General features: G+C 67.0%; 18 protein-coding genes and 1 tRNA gene. 5 read left to right on the top strand and 14 right to left on the bottom strand.

All coding sequences use genetic code 11. From position 1 onward, the window contains the following. Positions 1 to 73: 73 nt before the first annotated feature. The 3 genes from ACRYJK_RS09815 to hisC all read left to right on the top strand — a co-directional run bounded on the left by ACRYJK_RS09815 (position 74) and on the right by hisC (position 4,438). A complete protein-coding gene (locus tag ACRYJK_RS09815; protein WP_482667321.1) occupies positions 74 to 526 on the top strand; it encodes a hypothetical protein in 453 nt (150 codons plus the stop codon). Between the two features lie 135 nt (positions 527 to 661). Then, complete coding sequence (clpB, locus tag ACRYJK_RS09810; protein ID WP_482667320.1) at positions 662 to 3,241, top strand: ATP-dependent chaperone ClpB; 2,580 nt, start codon at positions 662 to 664, stop codon at positions 3,239 to 3,241. Positions 3,242 to 3,316: 75 nt separating this feature from the next. Then, positions 3,317 to 4,438, top strand: coding sequence for a histidinol-phosphate transaminase (gene hisC, locus ACRYJK_RS09805; RefSeq protein ID WP_482667319.1), 1,122 nt, complete (start codon positions 3,317 to 3,319; stop codon positions 4,436 to 4,438). A 17-nt stretch (positions 4,439 to 4,455) separates the two neighbouring features. On the opposite strand, the gene ACRYJK_RS09800 is transcribed toward hisC, so the two are convergent. From ACRYJK_RS09800 to ftsE, 4 genes are read right to left on the bottom strand one after another with little or no spacing between them, the layout of a single operon-like run. After that, complete coding sequence (locus tag ACRYJK_RS09800; RefSeq protein ID WP_482667318.1) at positions 4,456 to 5,145, bottom strand: lysophospholipid acyltransferase family protein; 690 nt, start codon at positions 5,143 to 5,145, stop codon at positions 4,456 to 4,458. Beyond that, complete coding sequence (locus ACRYJK_RS09795) at positions 5,142 to 5,672, bottom strand: YdcF family protein (protein ID WP_482667317.1); 531 nt, start codon at positions 5,670 to 5,672, stop codon at positions 5,142 to 5,144. Before ACRYJK_RS09795 ends, ACRYJK_RS09800 begins: the two co-directional genes overlap by 4 nt. Further along, complete coding sequence (locus tag ACRYJK_RS09790; RefSeq protein WP_482667316.1) at positions 5,669 to 6,544, bottom strand: cell division protein FtsX; 876 nt, start codon at positions 6,542 to 6,544, stop codon at positions 5,669 to 5,671. Before ACRYJK_RS09790 ends, ACRYJK_RS09795 begins: the two co-directional genes overlap by 4 nt. After that, positions 6,541 to 7,251: a cell division ATP-binding protein FtsE gene (gene ftsE / locus ACRYJK_RS09785; protein ID WP_482667315.1), complete on the bottom strand. Its 711-nt coding sequence runs from the start codon at positions 7,249 to 7,251 to the stop codon at positions 6,541 to 6,543. The genes ACRYJK_RS09790 and ftsE overlap by 4 nt, the downstream gene beginning before the upstream one ends. A gap of 146 nt (positions 7,252 to 7,397) precedes the next feature. Here ftsE and ACRYJK_RS09780 point away from each other — a divergent pair, with 146 nt between their 5' ends. Then, the gene (locus tag ACRYJK_RS09780; protein ID WP_482667314.1) at positions 7,398 to 8,150 is read left to right on the top strand and encodes a zinc-ribbon domain-containing protein; all 753 of its coding nucleotides are present in this window, start codon (positions 7,398 to 7,400) and stop codon (positions 8,148 to 8,150) included. Here the strand turns inward: ACRYJK_RS09780 and ACRYJK_RS09775 are convergent. After that, positions 8,122 to 9,513, bottom strand: a complete 1,392-nt coding sequence (locus ACRYJK_RS09775; RefSeq protein WP_482667313.1) for an MATE family efflux transporter — start codon at positions 9,511 to 9,513, stop codon at positions 8,122 to 8,124. The genes ACRYJK_RS09780 and ACRYJK_RS09775 overlap by 29 nt on opposite strands. Before the next feature lie 121 nt (positions 9,514 to 9,634). On the opposite strand from ACRYJK_RS09775, the gene ACRYJK_RS09770 reads away from it, so the two are divergent. Next, positions 9,635 to 9,721 (top strand) — tRNA-Leu (locus ACRYJK_RS09770). 21 nt (positions 9,722 to 9,742) lie between these two features. Here the strand turns inward: ACRYJK_RS09770 and ACRYJK_RS09765 are convergent. The 9 genes from ACRYJK_RS09765 to ACRYJK_RS09725 all read right to left on the bottom strand — a co-directional run bounded on the left by ACRYJK_RS09765 (position 9,743) and on the right by ACRYJK_RS09725 (position 20,055). Beyond that, the gene (locus ACRYJK_RS09765) at positions 9,743 to 12,352 is read right to left on the bottom strand and encodes an MSCRAMM family protein (protein ID WP_482667312.1); all 2,610 of its coding nucleotides are present in this window, start codon (positions 12,350 to 12,352) and stop codon (positions 9,743 to 9,745) included. Positions 12,353 to 12,528: 176 nt separating this feature from the next. Next, positions 12,529 to 13,389: a fimbrial biogenesis chaperone gene (locus ACRYJK_RS09760; protein WP_482667311.1), complete on the bottom strand. Its 861-nt coding sequence runs from the start codon at positions 13,387 to 13,389 to the stop codon at positions 12,529 to 12,531. A 173-nt stretch (positions 13,390 to 13,562) separates the two neighbouring features. Continuing rightward, positions 13,563 to 14,075, bottom strand: a complete 513-nt coding sequence (locus ACRYJK_RS09755; RefSeq protein WP_482667310.1) for a DUF4402 domain-containing protein — start codon at positions 14,073 to 14,075, stop codon at positions 13,563 to 13,565. A gap of 123 nt (positions 14,076 to 14,198) precedes the next feature. Continuing rightward, the gene (locus ACRYJK_RS09750) at positions 14,199 to 15,149 is read right to left on the bottom strand and encodes a ParB/RepB/Spo0J family partition protein (RefSeq protein ID WP_482667309.1); all 951 of its coding nucleotides are present in this window, start codon (positions 15,147 to 15,149) and stop codon (positions 14,199 to 14,201) included. Further along, a complete protein-coding gene (locus tag ACRYJK_RS09745) occupies positions 15,146 to 15,928 on the bottom strand; it encodes a ParA family protein (protein WP_482667308.1) in 783 nt (260 codons plus the stop codon). The genes ACRYJK_RS09750 and ACRYJK_RS09745 overlap by 4 nt, the downstream gene beginning before the upstream one ends. Next, positions 15,925 to 16,563 carry a 16S rRNA (guanine(527)-N(7))-methyltransferase RsmG gene (gene rsmG / locus ACRYJK_RS09740; RefSeq protein ID WP_482667307.1) on the bottom strand — a complete coding sequence of 213 codons (639 nt, stop codon included), beginning with the start codon at positions 16,561 to 16,563 and terminating at the stop codon, positions 15,925 to 15,927. The genes ACRYJK_RS09745 and rsmG overlap by 4 nt, the downstream gene beginning before the upstream one ends. Continuing rightward, entirely contained in the window at positions 16,563 to 18,410 is a 1,848-nt protein-coding gene (gene mnmG / locus ACRYJK_RS09735; protein ID WP_482667306.1) for a tRNA uridine-5-carboxymethylaminomethyl(34) synthesis enzyme MnmG, read from the bottom strand. The genes rsmG and mnmG overlap by 1 nt, the downstream gene beginning before the upstream one ends. A gap of 61 nt (positions 18,411 to 18,471) precedes the next feature. Then, positions 18,472 to 19,752, bottom strand: coding sequence for a tRNA uridine-5-carboxymethylaminomethyl(34) synthesis GTPase MnmE (mnmE, locus tag ACRYJK_RS09730; protein WP_482667305.1), 1,281 nt, complete (start codon positions 19,750 to 19,752; stop codon positions 18,472 to 18,474). A 9-nt stretch (positions 19,753 to 19,761) separates the two neighbouring features. Next, positions 19,762 to 20,055, bottom strand: coding sequence for a DUF6489 family protein (locus ACRYJK_RS09725; RefSeq protein WP_482667304.1), 294 nt, complete (start codon positions 20,053 to 20,055; stop codon positions 19,762 to 19,764). Between the last annotated feature and the right edge of the window lie 8 nt (positions 20,056 to 20,063).

Here is a 20,063-nt window from a genome sequence, read left to right as displayed (position 1 = left end):
TGCGGACAGTGTCGCAAGCTAATACCCCCCTTCCATGTTGAAAGTCATAAGGCACCTCCGTGGATCGGTCGCGTTGGATCGCATCGAATCCAATGGCGCTGTGTTGGACCGATTGGAACGACTTCTGAAAAAGCAGCAGAAGGGCAGAAAAGGTCGTGGCGCGGATTACTTAAATTTCGACACTCCGTTTTGGGATAGTTCCATCTTTTCGAACCTGCGGGCTATGGCGATATATGACCGTGGTCGATTCTGGATTAGCGAGAGCATCGACGAAAGAAGTTTACGGTATGACCTTCGTAGCTTTCACGCATTCGTTCTTTGCTTGTGTGGTGGGTCCATAGCTTTCTTTTTCGGCCTTGCCGGAAACGGCGTCGCGTTCGGCCTGCAATTAGGGATGGTAGCGATCGGCTGGCTCTACGGCATGAATGTCTTGTTCGCGATTGTGCGCGTGCCTGCTGCAATCCGCAAAGCGGCTCGGGCCAACCGCTCCCAAGCCCTTCGAAATTACGAATCACCCCGGACTTGATCCGGGGTCCCGCTCCATACTCGCGTTGATAGGTTGAGCAGGACCCCGGTTCGAGCCCGGCGTGACGGTGGCTGGGGAAGCCCCCCCCTTCCCTTCGCTTCGCTTCGCACTAGCTTGGGCGGCGGAGGTGTGTGCATGAATCTCGAGAAACTGACCGATCGAGCGAAGGGCTTTTTGCAGGCGGCGCAGACCGTTGCCATTCGCATGAGCCATCAGCGGATCGCGCCCGAGCATCTGGCGAAGGCGCTGATCGAGGATGAGCAGGGGATGGCCGCCAACCTCATCCGCGCCGCCGGGGGCGACCCGGCGCGTGCGGAGGCGGGGATCGATGCGGCGCTCGCGAAGATTCCGGCGGTGTCGGGGTCGGGCGCGCAGGCCTCGCCGGGGATGGACAACGACCTCGTCCGCACGCTCGACAGCGCCGAGCAGATCGCGAGCAAGGCGGGCGACAGCTATGTCACCGTCGAGCGGCTGCTGCTCGCGCTGGCGCTCGCCTCCACCACCGCCGCGGGGCGCGCGCTCAAGGACGCGGGGGTCAGCCCCGAAGGCCTCAACACCGCGATCAACCAACTGCGGCAGGGGCGCACCGCGGACACGTCGGGAGCGGAGGACCGCTACGACGCGCTCAAGAAATTCGCCCGCGACCTCACCGAAGCGGCGGAGGAAGGGAAGCTCGATCCGGTCATCGGCCGCGACGAGGAGATCCGCCGCACCATTCAGATCCTCGCCCGCCGCACCAAGAACAATCCCGTGCTGATCGGCGAGCCGGGCGTCGGCAAGACCGCCATCGCCGAAGGCCTCGCGCTCAGGATCGCCAATGGCGACGTCCCCGACACGCTCAAGGACCGGCGGCTGATGGCGCTCGACATGGGCGCGCTGATCGCCGGCGCCAAATATCGCGGCGAGTTCGAGGAGCGGCTGAAGGGCGTGCTCGACGAAGTACGCGCGGGCAACGGGCACATCATCCTGTTCATCGACGAGATGCACACGCTGATCGGCGCGGGGAAGGCCGAAGGCGCGATGGACGCGGGCAACCTCCTCAAACCCGCGCTGGCCCGTGGCGAGCTCCATTGCATTGGCGCGACGACGCTCGACGAATATCAGAAGCATGTCGAAAAGGACGCGGCGCTCCAGCGGCGTTTCCAGCCGGTGTTCGTCGGCGAACCGACCGTCGAGGACACCGTCTCGATCCTGCGCGGGCTCAAGGAGAAGTACGAGCTGCACCATGGCGTGCGCATCACCGATGCGGCGCTGGTGGCGGCTGCTACCCTCTCCAACCGCTACATTTCCGACCGCTTCCTGCCCGACAAGGCGATCGACCTGATGGACGAGGCGGCCAGCCGCATCCGCATGGAGGTCGAGTCCAAGCCCGAGGAGATCGAGGCGCTCGACCGGCGCATCATCCAGATGAAGATCGAACGCGAGGCGCTGTCCAAGGAAAGCGACAATGCCTCGCGCGACCGCCTTGCGAAGCTGGAGGAAGATCTCGCGCAGCTGGAGGAGCAGTCGGGTGCGCTGACCGCGCGCTGGCAGGCGGAGAAGGACAAGATTGCGGGCGAGGCGGCGGTGAAGGCCGAGCTCGACGCGGCGCGCATCGCGCTCGAGCAGGCGCAGCGCACCGGCGACCTCGCCCGCGCGGGCGAGCTCCAGTACGGCACTATCCCGCAGCTCGAGGCGCGCCTTTCCGAAGCGCAAGGTGCGAGCGCGGGCGCCATGCTGCGCGAGGAGGTCACCGCCGACGACATTGCGGGGGTGGTCTCGCGCTGGACCGGCATTCCCGTCGACCGCATGATGGAGGGCGAGCGCGACAAGCTCCTCAACATGGAAGCCGCGATCGGCAAGCGCGTCATCGGGCAGGAGCAGGCGGTGCAGGCCGTCGCCCGCGCGGTCCGGCGCGCGCGTGCGGGGTTGCAGGACCCCAACCGCCCGCTCGGCTCGTTTCTATTCCTCGGCCCCACCGGGGTCGGCAAGACCGAGCTGACCAAGGCGCTTGCCGGCTTCCTCTTCGACGACGACGCCGCGATGGTGCGCATCGACATGAGCGAGTTCATGGAGAAGCACAGTGTCGCGCGGCTGATCGGCGCGCCGCCGGGCTATGTCGGGTACGAAGAGGGCGGTGTGCTCACCGAAGCGGTGCGGCGGCGCCCCTATCAGGTGATCCTGTTCGATGAGGTCGAAAAAGCGCACGCGGACGTGTTCAACATCCTGCTGCAGGTGTTGGATGACGGGCGGCTGACCGACGGGCAGGGCCGCGTGGTGAGCTTTGCCAACACGCTGATCGTGCTCACCTCCAACCTCGGTAGTCAGTTCCTCGCCAATCTCGAGGATGATCAGGACGTCGCCTCGGTCGAACCGCAGGTGATGGAGATCGTGCGTGGGCATTTCCGGCCTGAGTTCCTCAATCGTTTGGACGAGATCATCCTGTTCCACCGTCTGGCGCAGAGCCAGATGGCGGGGATCGTCGACATTCAGGTGGCGCGGGTGGAAAATCTGCTGGCGGACCGCAAGATCAAGCTCGACCTCGACGAGGGGGCGAGGGCGTGGCTGGGCCGCGTCGGCTACGACCCGGTCTATGGCGCTCGACCGCTCAAGCGCGCGGTGCAGCGCCACCTTCAGGATCCGCTCGCCGACCTCATCCTCAAGGGCGAGGTGCCTGACGGGTCGACAGTGCGGGTGCGCGAAGGCGACGGCGCGCTGGCGTTGACGGTGGCGTGAACCGCGAGCGGTTGGCGCTTCGATAGTTTCCGCTGCAACTTGAAACCTGCGGCGGACGCGATAGACGCGCCGACCATGACCGACAGCCAGCACGCATCGCCCGCACGAGCGCCCCAGCCGAAGCCCTGGGTCATGGGCATCGCGCCCTATGTTGCCGGGCGTGCAGCCGCGGACGACGGGCGGCCGCTGATCAAGCTGTCGGCCAACGAAAATCCGCTCGGGCAAAGCCCGGCGGCCCGCGAGGCGCTGGTCGCAGCAGCGGACATGCGGCGTTACCCCGACCCCGCCGCGCACGCGCTGCGCGACGCGCTGGCGGAAGCGAACGGGATCGAGGCGGACCGCATCATCTGCGGCACCGGTTCGGACGATGTGCTCCACCTCGCTGCGGGTGCCTTTGCCGGGCCTGGTGACGAGGTGATCCACGTCCGCTTCGGCTTTGCGGTGTACGACATCGCCACCCGCCGCGTCGGCGCGACGCCGGTGGTCGTGCCGGACAAGGGTTACGGCACCGACGTCGATGCGATCATCGCCGCGCTGACTCCCGCCACGCGCATGATTTATGTCGCCAACCCCAATAACCCGACCGGCACGCTCGCCACTCGCGCGGAGATGATGCGCCTCCACGCCGCGCTGCCCAAGGACTGCTTGCTCGTCGTCGACCAGGCCTACGCCGAATATCTCAGCCCTGAGGAGGACGACGGCATGTTCGACCTCGCCCGGACCGAGCCCAACGTGCTGATCACCCGCACCTTTTCTAAGATCTTCGGGCTCGCTGCCGAGCGCATCGGCTGGACCTATGGTCCGGCCGCGGTGATCGAGGCGATGCACCGCATCCGCGCGCCGTTCAACGTCACCCACGCCGGCCAGATGGCTGCCATCGAAGCGGTGAAGGACCGTGGCTTCGTCGCTGCGAGCCGCACCCACAATGCCAAATGGCGCCACTGGTTCGCGCAGGAGATGTCGGCGCTTAGCAACCACGGCGTTGGCGTGGTTCCCTCTGCTGCGAATTTCGTGCTGCTGACCTTTGCCGGCCCCGTGACCGCGGAGCATGCGTACAAGGCGCTGATGGAGCACGGCTATATCGTGCGATGGTTGCCGGGCATGGGGCTCGGCCATGCGTTACGGGTGACCATCGGCAGCGAAGAGGAAACGCGGGGCATCGCCGCCGCGCTGCGCGAGATTGTCGCGGGTCACTGATCCGAGCGGTCTGAACCTTACGGGTTGAGCGCGTTGATCGCGGCGTGAGCGCGCGCCTCGACCTCCTCGCGGGAGAGGCCCGGCGGGATCGCGGCGCCTACGCGATAAGTGATCGTCCCGGGCAGGCGCAGCCAGCCCTTGCGCAAGCGCCCGCTGTCGACGGCCACCGGAATTACCGGCGCTCCGATCATCCGGTAGAGGCCGGCAAACCCGCTTTTGAGCGGCGGCCTTTCGCCATGCGGCACGCGCGTTCCTTCGGGCAGCAGCACCAGCGAGCGCCTTGAATCGAGCGCAGCGCGCGCCGCTTTGCGCATCTCACGCAGCGCCGATGCTCCGGCGTCGCGTTCGACCGGGATCAGGCCGTAGGTTCGGGCGAGCGGGCCCCATAAAGGCAATCGGAACAGCTCCGCCTTGGTGAACACCGCGGCGCCATTGAACATCCACGGGATTTCGATCGTCTCGAACATCGCTTCATGCTTGAGGATGTAGAAACCCGTCTTGGCCAGAGACCCTTCGAGCACCACCCGCTGCCCCAGCAACCAGCGGGCACACCATCGGTGGAACCTCCCCCAGAAACGGATGCAGGCGATCATGGGGCCACGTCCGACCAGCGATGCGAGACCCGTTGCGAGCACGATCAAGACCGTCCCGACATAGAATATCGGCGTCCAGACGACCGTCCGGATCGCGGCGATAATATCGTTCATAAACCCACCAGCACACCCGCGCGACGCAGCAAATATTTATGATATTCGACCCATAACGTCCGGAGCGAGGGACGCGATGGGACAGCATCGATCAACAGAATGACGTCGTCGGGCAGCAGTCGTTCAACCTCCCACCGCGCCCGCGCCATGTGCCAGTCGGTGGTCACCAGTCGAACGGACCGGTAGCGGTTTTGCTGTACCCAGCGCGCGATCTCGACGCCGTTCGATCGCGTGTCGACCGCCTCCCGTCCGAGCGCGACGCAGCAGTCGAACAGCGATTGCGGCCGGTGGTAGGTGACGGCCAGTTCGCTGCGCCGCACCTGCGGATCGACGCCGGAGATCAACAGCCGCTTTGCCTGACCTTCCGCGAGCAGATCGAGCGCGCGCGAAATGCGGCCCGGCCCACCGGTGAAAGCGACGATGGCATCGGTGCGATAGGCGCCGAGCGGCTGGGGCAGCCACAGCGCGAAATGCACGAATCCGAGCAGCCAGACCAGCGTGAGGAACAGAGCAAGCCGACGGATCACGGCATCGCCCGCAATTCGCGCAGCACGGCAAAGCGCGCCGCGAGCGCTCCAGCCGACGCGATCAGCATCGGCAACGGCACGAGCGCAAACCAGCGCGTCATGGCAGCGCCACCCATGTCGAGCCCAAGGCCCGCCGCGCTCGCCGCCAGACCCGGCGCGCCGGCGACGAGCAGCAGGGACGCCGCCGCAGTGCCGGCGACGACGCCCGCGCCGATCGCGCCCATCACCGCGCGAGTGAACAGCCGCGCGATCTGCACGTCGGTAGCGCCGACCAAGTGAAGCGTCGCGATCGTTTCGCGCTCCCGCGCCAGCACTGCGCGAACGCCCATGACGCTCGCGGCCGCCGCCGCCGCCGCAAGTGCCAGGGCCGCCAGGGCCGCGCCGAGCCCGACGCTGCGCATCAGACCGGCAACCGGTCCCAGCCAACGCGCCACCGGCACGATCCGCGCGTCGGGCGCGATCGCGCGCACGGCGCCTTGCAACGGGGCGACGGACTCGCCCGGATGCAACGTGACGTCGATCAACGTCGGCAGCGCCACACCGGCGATTGCTTCGCCATTACGGCCGCTGCCGAGCCAGCGCGAAACGAGCGCGCGCCCTTCCGCGTCCGGAACGACGCGAATCGCGGCGACGCTCGGCAGTTCGCTCAGGCGCGCGGTGACGCGCCTGCGCTCGATCGCGCGATCTCCATGCTCGCCCAGCAGCTGAACGCTCACCCGCCGCTCGACCCCTGTTCCGAGCGCGAAGGCCGCAGGGGTCAGCCACAGCGCAACGCCCGCAGCGATGAGCGAGAGCAAGGTTACCAAGGCCACCAGCGCCGACAGCGCGCCGACCTTTGGCACCTCCGGAACCAGCGGAGGGGGCGACGTCACGGCCGGTCGGCCCGCGGCGGATAGCGCAGCATGCCGGTCGGATCCGCCAGCCGCCCTTGGTGAAGCCGCATCATCTGCGCGCCGCCGACGCGATTCATCAGATGGAGGTCGTGCGTTGCAACGACTACGGTCGTGCCGAGGCGATTGAGCCCCTCGAACAGTTGCAGCAGCCGCACGGCCATGTCCGGATCGACGTTGCCGGTCGGCTCGTCCGCGATCAGCAGCTCCGGCCGGGCGATCACGGCGCGCGCGATGGCCACCCGCTGCGCCTCCCCACCCGAGAGGGTCGCCGGGGTCGCATCCTTGCGATGGGCGAGGCCGACCCAGTCCAGCATTTCGTGCACCGGGGGCGCAACGTCGGGCTCGCCGATCCCGGCGATGCGCAGCGGCAGTGCGACATTGTCGAACGCCGAAAGGTGGGGGACAAGCCGAAAGTCCTGGAACACGACCCCGATCCGCCGCCGAAAACCCGGTAGCCGATCACGCTCGAGCGTGGTCATGTCCGCGCCGAACATGTGCATCGCGCCAGCCGTGGGACGCAGCGCGAGGTACAGCAACCGCAGCAACGTTGTCTTGCCCGCGCCCGACGGGCCGGCGACGAAATAAAAGCCGCCCGGTACCAGGGAGAAGCTCAGCGCGTCGAGCACCGCTTCACCGGGGACATATTCGTGGGACACCGCGTCGAAGCGGACCAGCGGTTCGGTCATGGCCGCGCGGTGCTCCCGCTTTCCCCCCCTTGCTGCATCCGGCGCCCCTGCCGCCGTTGAGGCGATCATGCCCGCTCCCGCAATCACGGGCAAGGACGCCGCTGCCACCTTGCGCTCGATTCGCCTATGTTGTGTAGAGGGTGGCGATGATCCTCAGCTGCCCCGCCTGCGCCACGCGATATGCCGTGCCCGATAGCGCCATCGGCGCGGCAGGGCGCTCCGTGCGCTGCGCCGCCTGCGGGCACAAATGGTTTCAGCCGGGTGTCGCGACCGAGTCCCCGGCCCTCGCCGAGCGTACGCCGGAGCTGCCCTCGGTCGCTGCCTCGGCCAACCAGGCGCCGCCCGCCCAGTCCGCGTACCCTGAGCCGCCGTTGCCCGACACCCGGCCGCAGGATGTGGCGAGTGAACCGCCCGCGCCGACGATCGATTACGACAGCCTGCCGCCTCCGCCGATTGGCGCCAAACCGCGGCGCAATCCGGCGCGGCTCTGGACGCTCGCGGCGGTGGGCTTTGCGACGCTGATGGGCGCGGGTGCGGTCTACATCGCCAACGAGGGACTTCCCCCCGCGCTGCGCGACGCATTCGATTTCGCCGCCGACGACGAGCCCGACCTCGCCATCGAGCTGCCGGTGGGCGAGCAGGATCATCGCACGCTGCCCAACGGCACCATCTATTTTGCGGTGCGGGGGACGGTGGTCAATCCGACCGACCGGGTTCAGACCATTCCGCCGATCGAGGCCGAATTGCGCGACGATGCCGGGGCGGTGGTCGACCGCTGGACGATCCGTCCACCCAAACGGCAGATCGGTCCGGGGGAGCGCGTGCCCTTCTCGGAAGCGCGCACGGACATTCCGCGCCGCGCGACCATGCTCACGACCAGCTGGGCGTCGCCGCGCTGACTTGCGCCGCGCGGCGCTGGATCCATGCGAAGCGCATCGCAAACAGCAGGGCGGCCATCACCATTCCGGCGACCGATCCGATCACGAGCGCATCCGCACCCCAGCCTGCGCGAACCAGCCACCATCCGCCGAAGCCCGATACGCCGAAGAAGGCGACGATGCTGATGAGGCCCGCCGCGACCTGATCGCCCAGCGACCGCAGCGCGAACTGCAGGACCACCTGCATCCCGTCGAACACCAGAAACGGCGCCCACAGCGTCAGCATCGCGATGGCGATCCGGTGGACGTCGTCACTGGCTGGGTAAAGGTCGACAATCCACCGCGCCCCCGCGACATAAATGAGCGCGATCAGGCCGAGACCCAGCGCGGCGAGCGCGAGCGCGACCCGGACCCGTTGTCGGGCGAGGTGGGGTGCCCCTTCGCCGACGGCATTGCCCACCCGCACCCCCGCTGCCGAAGCAAAGCCGAGTGCCACCGCAAAGCTCAGATTATGGAGGGTGAAGACCATCTGGAATGCGTGCGCGACGGCGTTGCCGAGCTGCGTCGACAGCACAATCAGCAGCGAAAAACCGGCAAGTTCTAGCCCCGAAGCAAACGAGGGCATCGCGCCGAAGCGCGCAAGCGCGACCGCGCCGCGGACGCGATCGCTCCACCGCCGCCGGAACAGCGGCCGGACCCCCCGTTCGCGCGCGTCGCGCATGACCAAGATCACGATCAGCATGACGGCGCTCGCCACGACCAGGCTGACGAGGGTCGCCGCCGCCGCGCCGACCGCCCCCCAGCGCGGAAAGCCCAGCGCCCCGGTCGCCCACGCCCACGCGAGCACCGCATTGAGCGGAAGGGATATGCCGACATTGACGAATGCCACGCGCCGCGGGCGACTGATCCCCTCGAGGAAATTCGCGCCAACGATCAGCACCAGCTGAAACGGCATCGCCAGCGCCATCAGCCGGATCACCGCTGCGGATGTCGGCACCAGCGATGGCGCGATGCCCATCCATGCTAGCAGCGGCTCGGCAAACAGGAAGTATGGCACGGCGCCGATGGCCGCGAGTACGCCGGCCAGCAGCAGGCCGTCGTGCAGCGCCCGCCCCGTCGCCGCGCGGTCTCCGGCGCCATCCGCCTGCGCGGTGAACACCAGCACCCCGGTCATCATGCCGATGAGGACCATGATCACGACGTAGGTCAGCGACCGGCTGGCGCCGAATGCCGCCGCTTCAAACGTGCTGACCCCGCCCACCACGGCCACGTCGATGATGTGCAGCAGCGTCCAGTTGAGGCTCGCGAGCATCACCGGCCACGCCAGCGCCAGCGTCCGCCGAACTTCTCGACGGACTGATTCGGGGGCGATGTCGGAGGTCACCGCGGAGCCTCTATCGGCTCGGCGCCCCCCTAGCCACCGTCGCTTGCGGTGCGCCGAACCCTTTGCTAAGCGCTCGCCCCTGTCGCCGCCCGTCCGGGCCAGCGCGACACATCCTGGTCTCGCGGTCGTGGCGGAATTGGTAGACGCGCAACGTTGAGGTCGTTGTGGGCGAAAGCCCGTGGAAGTTCGAGTCTTCTCGACCGCACCAGGATTGATCGGCACCGTGGCGCTAGTGGCCGCCACTGCCATTGCGAAGCACCCCCGCAGCAGCCAGCGCTTGGGAGGATGAGCGTCGCTCAAGCACCACCGTGCCGAGCTGTTCCGAGGGGTGTGCCGCGTTAAGCTCGACCTCCACCTCGCTAGCCAACGCCCAGTCCGAATCGACGACGCGCAGCTGGTAACGACCGTAAGGCACGCGTTCGAACAGGAGCAGACCGTCGAAATCCGATCGCGTTTCAGCGCGAATCTGTCCCGCCCGATCGACCAGAGCGACCTGCGCGTGGGCGACGCTCCCGCCGCCCGGATCGCGGAGCCAGGCTTCGACCTCACCGGTCGGAACAAGCGGCACACGGATCCGCGTCGCGACGCCAGGGCGGGCCACCACCACCTGCGCGTGGACCGCTGGTCGAACGAGCGGCGACGGTAGCGTGGTTTCGTCGATCACAACCGGGGTCGGTGCGTAGGGGGCGATGCCGTCGAGCAGCACCATCCCCTTCGCATCGCTTGCGACCGCAGCCTGTGCGCTTCCCCCCACCTCCACGCCCGGAGCCGCCTCCTCCCCGAGATCACGCCGTCCGTTTCCATTGTCGTCGATAAAGAGCTCGGCCACGACCTGCCCGCTGCTCGCCAGCCGCTCACGCGCCATGCGATACCCGCCGGCGATCGGGTCGGGGCCGACCGAAAAGGACAGCGCGAGCGAAGCAGCCACCGCGCCGTCCGCCGCTGCCTCGACCTGTCCACTCAGGGCAAATCGGTCGAAGCGATGCTGATAGCCCGCGGCGATTCGCCATCGGCCATCGAATGCGAGCTCGCCTCGCACGTCGCCCCGCTCGGACAGCGCGCGCTCGGCGACGATCGCGCCCCGGGCAGGCGGACCGAATGCGTCGCCACGGCGCGCGATGGTGGCGCTGCCCTCACCGCGGATACGCCAGCCGCCTGCGCGCCAGTTCGCGAGCGCGACAAGTTCCGCCACCTCTTGGGAGACACCCGCCCCCACCGCCGGTGACCTGGCAGATGCGCCCATGGTTCGCTGGCTGCTCCAGCGCACCCCTGTCGTGAACGCCAGCCGCCCCCAAACGCCCGAGACATTGACCGACGCGTGTCGCCGATCGATGCCAGCGCGGCTGCGTTCCCACCGTCCCTCCACGCTCAGCGGAAGCGTCAGGCTGCCGATACGCGGGGAAAGGTCGATATTGGCGCGATGCTCGAAGCGAATTCCGTCATCGATCAGCGGGTCGATCCGGAATTCGCCCATACTATGCAGCGTCTGCAGCGAAAAGGCGCCTGAGCGACCAATCGGCCCGGCCCACGCGCCTCGCAGCGCCATGCCTTCCTTTTGTGCCGCGGCGGAAGCTTCGACCAGACTGCCGCCGACCGACCGGCGTAGGGACGCTTCGACATTCCAGACGCGTTGGTCGCCGGCCACGAAGCTCGTCGCCCAAGCGCCGAGCGAGGTGCGCCGATCGAGGCCATATTCCGCCCCGGCCCCGAACCGCCAGCCGTTGCCTCGCAGTCCGGTCGGATCGTGGCTCCGCCGACCCCACAGGATGAGATCGCGACCCGCGTCGAACGCTGTCATCCAATAGTGCAGCCGCCCCGGCAACACCGCCCCCGCGCCGATGTTGAACGTCTCGACCCGGCGGCGTTGCTGCCCTTGTGGGCCGTACCCGATAATCTCGAAGCGGTTGACGCCAAACAGCAACCGTACGTCCTCAAAGCGATAACGTCCGTCGGGACCCACCGTCTGTGCCGCGATAAGCTGGCCATTGCGATAAAGTTCGACGTCCCAGCCGCTCGGCAGATCGCCATCGAACCGGGTGCGGTCGAAACTGTCGGGCATCGCCGTCGGGCGGTTGGTGACTACCGCCCCCCGCCCGCTCCCCACGCTCCCGACGATCGGCGTTGCATAGCCGACCACATCGCCGGCGGCGGCATAAGTCGCCTTGAGCGGTCCCAGCAGCCGACCTTCGGGATCATAACGATAAGCGCGCACTCGCAGCGATTGCGGGGCTCCGCTACGATCCGAGGCCAGTCGGGCATCGACCGACGCGCCTGCGACTTCGCCGCTCGCATAGAGCTCGTAACTCGCGAGCACGCGCTCGCTGCTGTCCCCGCCGGGTGCAGACCGTGCGAAGCCGACGATCGCGTTGACGTCGATTGCCGGCGCCCTGAACCCCTCGTAACTGGCGCTGATGCGCGGGAGCGCGGCGTAGCGGGCTGCGCCGATCGCAGGATCGCGCGCCCGACCTGCCCGTGCGCGGCGTTCGAGCGCCTCCTCGAACGGCAAGGGGCGTGGCGACACGAGCCGCAACACCGCCTGCCCCTGATCCAGCTCGAAGCCCACCCCGAGCCAGCGACCGAGCGTCGCGGGGGCAACGCACCAACCCTCCGCAAGGTCGAGCACCTCGCCCGGACCGACCGCCGTCCGTTCGCTGCCGATGATGGCCTCCCCCGCCTCGCGGTCGATGACGATGCGGCGCCGCTCATCGAACGCCCACCCGGTTGCGCGGCGCAACTGGGCGTCGACCCGCAGCGGCAAATCGAGCGCAAGCGTCACGTCCTGCAACACAACGCAGGCCTGCCCGCCTGTGCCAACATAGGCCCGAATGCCTTCACCCACGCTATGATGGCGTGTGGTTAGCTGGAGCAGGAACTGCTCGTCCTCGGACGGCGCCCAGTCAGCGGGGGACGCGGACGCGTGCGTCGACAGGCCGGCGCACAGGAGCGCAAGCCACCACAGCAGCCGAGACAGCCACCGGTGCATCGATGTCAGGGGGGCCGGAAGGTCCGGGGGGATCAGCGCAGCGTTGTCGTCGCCTCCGCCAGAGTCATGGCGCCGGCGTCGGCATCCGCCACATATCGCACGACCGCAGGCCCCTTCAGCGATGCTTCCTGCTCGCCGGTAATCGGGATCGCAACCGAACGCGCCTCGAGATCGGTGTAGATGGAGATGCCACGCACGGTGAGGAGCGGTTGCGACGAGCCGGGCCGCGTCACGACGACATTCCCGTACAGCGATCGCGTGCCGCTGCGACCGAGGTCGAACCGCAGCAACGGCTGATCGCCATTGCGCTCGAGCCGCGGGTTGCTGACGCTCGCCTGTGCATCGAGCGCGCCGCTACGATAGATCAGCGGGATCGTGATACCGTAAATCGGCCGCAGGGAAATCGATACGCCGCGCGATGTGGGCTCCGCCGTCGGCGGGGACGCCGCCGCGGACGGCTGCGCCCCACCTTCGTCGGGAATCGCTCGAAACAGGATGTGCGCGCGATATTCGCCGGGCGTCACGCCCGCAGCCGGCGGCCGGATGCCAATTCGCACGGTTTGCGGTTGATCGGGTTCGAGCCGCACTCGCCGCGGACTCACCACGGCCATGTGGAGCATGGCCCGCTCGACCGCGTTCGCTTGGGCCGGGTCAACCTCCTGGAGGCTGCCATCGGCGCGCATCCGGCGAAGCTCCACCGACACGCGATACGTTGCCGCTTCGCGGCCGATGTTGCTCAGCACGACTTCCGCCGAGCGCTGCCCTTCCAGCACGACCCGGGTCGGCGCCACCAACAGGTCGCCCGACGCGAGGGATGCGGTGCCGATCGACGCCACCGCCATGCCCGCCGCGACGAATGTCGCCCGGCGGGCCTGCACTTTCCAGCTAGACATTGTCTGGTCCACTCCCGGACGGGGCGGGTGGTCGATGCGCTAAGGCGCGCCGCCCTGTCCTGGCGAGGGACGTTACCGGTGGATGGTTATCATCGAGCTAACCAGTCCATGAAACAACAAACCGCGCCCCCTCTCGACGAGGGAGCGCGGTCCGGTTGTACGCGGGAGGCGCGTCAGACGTAGTCGACGGTGACCGTGTACGTGCCCGTGTAGGCGCCGTCCTGCTGGCTCCCCGCGACGGTTAGCTCGGCCCCGACGCTGAAGGTGCCCGTGCCGTTGGTCAACGACAGGCGATTGTTCGCGCTCGCGAGGCTCGACGACAGCGTCGCGGTCATCGCCACGCTGTTCGCGTTACGCAGCGTGACCGTTGCCGGCAGCGACACGCTGACCGTCGACCCGACCGAGCCCGTCACATTGAACGCGCCGGCAGCGGGCGTACCGCCGGTGCAGGTGACGACGCCGCAGGTCCGCGTGCCGTTCGTCGAAATCAGCACGGTGCCGTTGGTCGCGCCGCCCGTCGTGATGATCGTGCCGAAATCCAGCACGCTCGATTCGGCAACAGTGATCGGGCTGACGATATTCGCGCGGGCCTGGCCGGTGCCGGTCGCAGCAAAGGCGGTACCCGACGTCAGCGTCGCGGCAGCGAAAAGAGCGGCGCCCGCGGCGCGCGTAACCATCTTGTGCATGTGTTGGTCCCCGTGATTCGTTCCGGCGGTCTGCCGCCACCGGGGGGTTAGGTGGCAACCGGTTCCGTTCCGATTGGTCGACGTGGTAAACGCGGCGGTAACCGGTCCAACGTTTCAAATGTCTCAGATTTGTTCGCCGCTCAGTCTCTGACAGAGCAAGTCGAGTTGATCGAGCGAGGCATAATCCAGCGTCAGACTGCCGCCACCGTCGCTGCGGTGATCTATTCGCACAGCGATACCGAGCAGTTCGTGGAGATGGTCTTGCAGGGCAGCAATGTCCGCATCCTTTTGCGGCTCGCCGGTGCCAGAACGGGACGATGCCGATGGCGTCGGTCCGCGACGACGCTGACGGCTCGCCCGGGCAAGCGCCTCCACTTTGCGCGCGGACAGACCCTTTCGAACCACCGCCAGTGCGATGTCTTCTGCGTCGTCGAGGCCGATGAGCGCTCGCGCGTGTCCCATGCCAAGGTCGCCATTTGCCACCATCAGGCGCACCGCGTCCGGGAGCTCGAGAAGTCGCAGGAGATTGGCGATATGGCTGCGGGACTTCCCCGTCATCCGGGCGATGCTGTCCTGACTGTGACCCAAGCGCCCGCGCAACCGATCATAGGCCTCCGCTTCCTCGATCGCGTTCAGGTCCTGCCGCTGAATGTTCTCGATCAGCGCGATGGCGAACGTATCGGTGTCGTCGAGTTCGCGGACGATCGCCGGCAGCTGGTGGAGGCCTGCACGTTGTGACGCGCGCCAACGCCGCTCCCCTGCGACGAGCTGATACCGCCCGTCGGGTAACGGGCGAACGAGAATTGGCTGAACGACCCCGCGCGCGGCAATCGAATCGGCAAGCTCGCCCAGGGCCGCTTCGTCGAACGTGCGACGCGGTTGATCCGGATGGGGCTCGATACGGTCGATCGCGATCATCGCGAGCCCATCGCGCGGATGCGTCGTGTTTCCGCCCGGCCGCACAGGCGCCTCGACACTAAGGTCGCCGAGCAAAGCCGAAAGCCCGCGGCCGAGCCCTCCCGTGCGTGGCCGCGGCGATGTCGGCGCTCCGCCCTTGGCAGATCCCTCGCTCATGCTGCCGCTTCCAGCCGCGGCAGCCGCGCGATGACCTCACGCGCGAGCGCAATATAGGCCACCGACCCGGAGCAGCGATGATCGTAGATCAGTGCGGGCATGCCATGGCTCGGCGCCTCCGAAAGCCGCACATTTCGGGGAATGACGCTGTCGAACACGACAGAGCCGAGACACTCCCTTACATCGTCGGAGACCTGATCCGTCAGCCGGTTACGGCGATCGTACATCGTCAGGACCACGCCGAGGATCGACAGCGTAGGGTTGAAACGCCCGCGGATGCGCTCAACGGTCTGGAGCAACTGCGACAGCCCCTCCAGCGCGAAAAATTCGCATTGAAGCGGTACGAGCAACGCGTCGACCGCCACCATCGCATTCAGCGTGAGGAGGCCGAGACTGGGCGGGCAGTCGATCAGAACGATGTCCCATCGTCCGTTCGGCACGCGATCCAAAGCCTTGGCGAGGCGATGCGTCCGATCGTCGAGCGCGACCAGCTCAATCTCGGCACCCGACAGATCCTGGGTCGCCGGCAACAGCTCGAGCCGTGGCACGCGTGTCGACACCACCGATTCACTGATGCCGTCGGCGTCGGTCAGGACATCGTAGCTGGTTCGCACCCGGTCGACCGCCGCAACCCCCAATCCCGTCGACGCATTCCCTTGCGGATCGAGGTCGATGATCAGCACGCGCCAGCCGCTCGCGGCCAACGCGGTTGCGAGGTTGATCGCCGTGGTCGTCTTCCCCACCCCGCCCTTTTGGTTCGCGACGGCGATACGGATCATCGCCGATGCGTCCGCTGCGAAGGGCGACCTCGACCGATCAACACTTTCGACTCCTCAGAGGTCAGACTTTGTTCCACGTGGAACATAGCGGCCAGTTGTCGCGGCAGTTCCTGCAACTCTCTAGCCACGCTCTTCCCGCGATGCAGCAGCCAATATGTGTCCGCGGTGGCAAATGGTGCGGCGTGGGCGACGATTGCCTCGATGTTCGAAAGTGCGCGTGCGGAGACAACGTCAACAGGCCCCACGGACACCCGCTCTATCCTTTGCTGGATGATCTGGACGTTCTCGAGATGGAGCGACTCCACGCAGCGCCGTAAAAAGTCGCACCTCTGCTTGCGAGGCTCGACGAGCAACATCGTCCAGCTGGGCCTAAGTGCGGCGACGACCATTCCTGGGAGGCCTGGACCGGTGCCGATATCCAACCACGTCAACGGCCCTGCGTGATCGACGAAGCGGAGAAGCTGCGCCGAGTCGAGGATGTGGCGGTTCCAGACGGTGTCGACGCTCGCAGCGGAAATCAGGTTCTGCCGGCTGTTCTCTTCCAGAAGCAAGGTAACATATTGTTCCAGCCGATCCGCGTCCGTCGCGCTGGAGGCGAAATTTCGCGCTGCTGCGCGTGCCTTTTCCTCGTCCATCACGCCGCGCGGCGTCGGATGTGCATGAGGAGGGCGGTGAGCGCCGCAGGCGTGATCCCGGCGATCCGCCCGGCCGCCGCCAATGTCTCCGGGCGAGCTCGGGTCAGTCGCTCGACCATTTCATTGGACAGACCGGGGATTGAGGCAAAATCCGTGTCGTGCGGAACCGCAATAGCATCATTCGCCGCGAGCGACCGCCGCTCCGCCGCCTGGCGGGCGACATAAGGGGCGTAGCGATGATCCTCCAATGCTTCGTTCCAGATTTCCTCCGCCAGACCATGCTCGGCGCGGGCCTGCTCGGAATAAGCCGCGAAGCGATCATCGGTCAGCGCCCACGTGCCGAACGGCCGTGCGACCCCGTCGGCTGGTGGTGGGATGCCGATCTCCGCGAGTCGAGCTGGCGTGAGAGGTGAAGCTAGAAGATCAGTCGCAGCACCGCGGGCCTCCTGCCGTTTGCGCATCGTCTCGTACCGCTCCGACCGCAGCAGCCCGGCGCTAACAGTCTGTTCCGCCAACCGATTTTCCGCGTTGTCGGCACGGAGTCGGAGCCGGTGCTCCGCTCGCGAGGTCAGCATGCGATAGGGTTCGTTCACCCCCTGCAGGACGAGGTCGTCGATCATCACCCCCGTGTAGGCGGTCCAGCGATCGAGCACGAACGGTTCGCGATCAAGGCACGTCAGCGCCGCATTGGCACCTGCAATCAGTCCTTGAGCAGCCGCCTCCTCGTACCCGGTCGTCCCGTTGATCTGACCCGCCAGGAACAGCCCCGGCACGTCCCGCAACGCGAGCCGGTGGTCGAGCGCACGCGGGTCGACGATGTCGTATTCGACGGCATAACCCGGCTCGAGGATGTTGGCCCCCTCAAGGCCTGGGATGCTGGCAACGATGCTTGCTTGAGTCTCGGTCGCGAGCGACGTCGAAATCCCGTTGGGGTAGACTGTGAAGTCATCCAGACCCTCGGGCTCCAGGAAAATCTGGTGCCCGTCGCGATCTCCGAACCGAGTCACCTTGTCCTCTATCGAAGGACAGTAGCGCGGCCCGAGGCCTTCGATGTCGCCGCTCATGAGAGGCGAGTGCTGCAAGCCCTGACGGATGATGTCGTGGGTCCGTTCGGTCGTGCGCGTGATCGCGCAGGCGACCTGTGCGTTGCGCCGTGACCGCGTGTCGAGCGACATCGTCCACCCGCCGTCGTCGCTCGGCTGCGGGGTCAGCGCCCCCCAGTCGATCGTTCGCCCGTCGAGTCGGGGCGGGGTTCCGGTCTTGAGCCGGCCGAACACCATGCCGAGATCGCGCAATTGCGAGCCAAGTCTGGTCGCCGAACGTTCGTTGACTCGGCCTCCATCGCTCCTTTCGAGGCCCCGAAACATACGGCCCCAAAGGAAGGTGCCGGTCGTGAGCACAACCGACGTCCCCGCGACGCGCTCGCCACTCGCGAGGATGGCGCCGCGCATAGTGTCGCCGTCGAGGTCGAGCGCAACTGCTTCGCCCTCGATCACGTCAATGCCGTGGGTGACGAACTCGGCCTGAACGGCAGCGCGGTAAAGCGCGCGGTCTGCCTGGATGCGGGGCCCCTGAACGGCGCGACCCTTGCTGGCGTTGAGCATCCGGTGGTGGATCGCTGCGGCGTCCGCGGCGCGTCCCATAACCCCGTCACATGCGTCAATCTCGCGGACGAGATGACCTTTTCCTACTCCACCAATCGACGGGTTGCAGGACATGACGCCGATACCCGCGCGGTCGAAGGTGATCATTCCGACCGTGATTTGCCCGCGCCCAATCCGGGCTGCCGCGCAGGCCGCCTCTGCCCCAGCGTGTCCACCGCCGATAATGAGCACATCGAAATGCATCGGTCAGCATTATCAGAATGACGGTTTCGCGTCGACACACGGAAATGTTCCACGTGAAACGTCACTTTCCGATGCAAAAGCCTGTAAAGAGCTCGTCAAGCACCGCTTCGCTCGAGGAACGTCCGTCCAGCTGCGACAGCAGTTCCAGTGCGCTCCGCAGCTCCTCGGCGAGTAACAGCGGATCGAGTTCGTTCGCTGGGAGCACGTCAGCCAAGCTTCCCGCCAAACGTTTTTGTCGGTCGGTGGGAAGCACAGTATTGCCCGGCGCAAACGCCTGACCGCGTGCGGAAATCATGTCGATCAGCGCGCCCATCCCCTCCCCCGTCCGCGCGGACACCGCAACATCCGATAGCGCAGGGGGCGAGCTCCGGTCGATCTGCGCCGCGACCCTAATGACATTGTCTCGAGCCGGCGCCATTCTAGGATCACCCAGCCAGAGCACGATGTCGGCGCTGTCTATCCGTGCTTCCGCTCGTTTTATGCCCTCCTCCTCGATTGCCCCGACATGATCGCCCTCGCGAAGGCCCGCGGTGTCGGTCAGAGTCAGCGTCGCTCCGCCGAGGACAATCGGCACTTCGACAACGTCCCGGGTCGTGCCGGGCTCGGCGGAGACGATCGCCGCCTCGCGGTCCGCCAGCGCGTTGAGTAAGGTCGACTTGCCGGCATTGGGCGGTCCAGCGATCACCACGCTCACCCCGTCGCGCCAGCGCGAGATGGACGGCAGCTCGGCCCAATCGCGGATCTCACCACGCAACCTTGCCGTCGACGCAACAACTTCGCGAAGACGGTCTGGATTTGCGGCCACGTCATCTTCGTCAGCGAAGTCGATTTCGGCCTCGACCTTTGCCGCCAGCTTCAGCAATTGCTGCCGCCAATCGTGCAGCCTTCGCGACGTTGCACCCCCCGCCATCGCCGACGCCTGTCGACGCTGCCATTCGCTCTCGGCGCGGAGGAGTTCCGCCAAACCCTCCGCCTCGGTGAGATCGATGCGCCCGTTCAAAAGTGCGCGGCGCGTGAATTCGCCGGCGGCAGCGGGGGTCAGCCCGTCCAGCCGCCCTAACACATCCAGCACCGCGGCGACGACCGCGCGGCCGCCGTGCAAGTGCAACTCCGCAAGATCCTCCCCCGTCGCGCTTCCGGGCGCCGGAAACCAAAGCAGGAGTGCCTGGTCGAGAATACTCCCCGATTCATCGAGCAGCTTCCGCACCACAGCACGCCGCGGCGCCGGGAGTGTGCGCTGCGTCAGCCGGGTGATTGCGGCGGCGGTGTCGGGACCGCTTATCCGCACGACGGCGATCGCAGCTGGGGGCGCCCCGCTCGACAGCGCGAAGATCGTCGTCATGCGCTGCGATCAGCGGCCTTCGGAGGAATCGCTTTCCTGGTTCTGCCGCCGCTCGCGCCGCGCGTCCGCCTGCGCCAGTCCTGCAGCGATCGGTCCCAGCAACTGCGACGCGATGTTGAGCCCGCTCCCGCCCAGGTTTGACCAGCTTTTGACCAGATCGGACACTGCGTCGGTTCCGACGCTGTCGCCGACCATCTTGCTGACCTTGTCGACATAGACTTCCTGCACGCGGCTGACGTCGGGCAGGCCGAGAAAGCCGCGCGCTTCTTCCGGCGTGCATTCGACGGTGATGTTGACCTTCATCGCAGCTG

The sequence above is a fragment of the Sphingomonas sp. BLHR8 genome (assembly GCF_056821725.1).
Note: the sequence above shows the minus strand (reverse complement) of the source record. Positions and strands in the feature narration are given on the sequence as shown.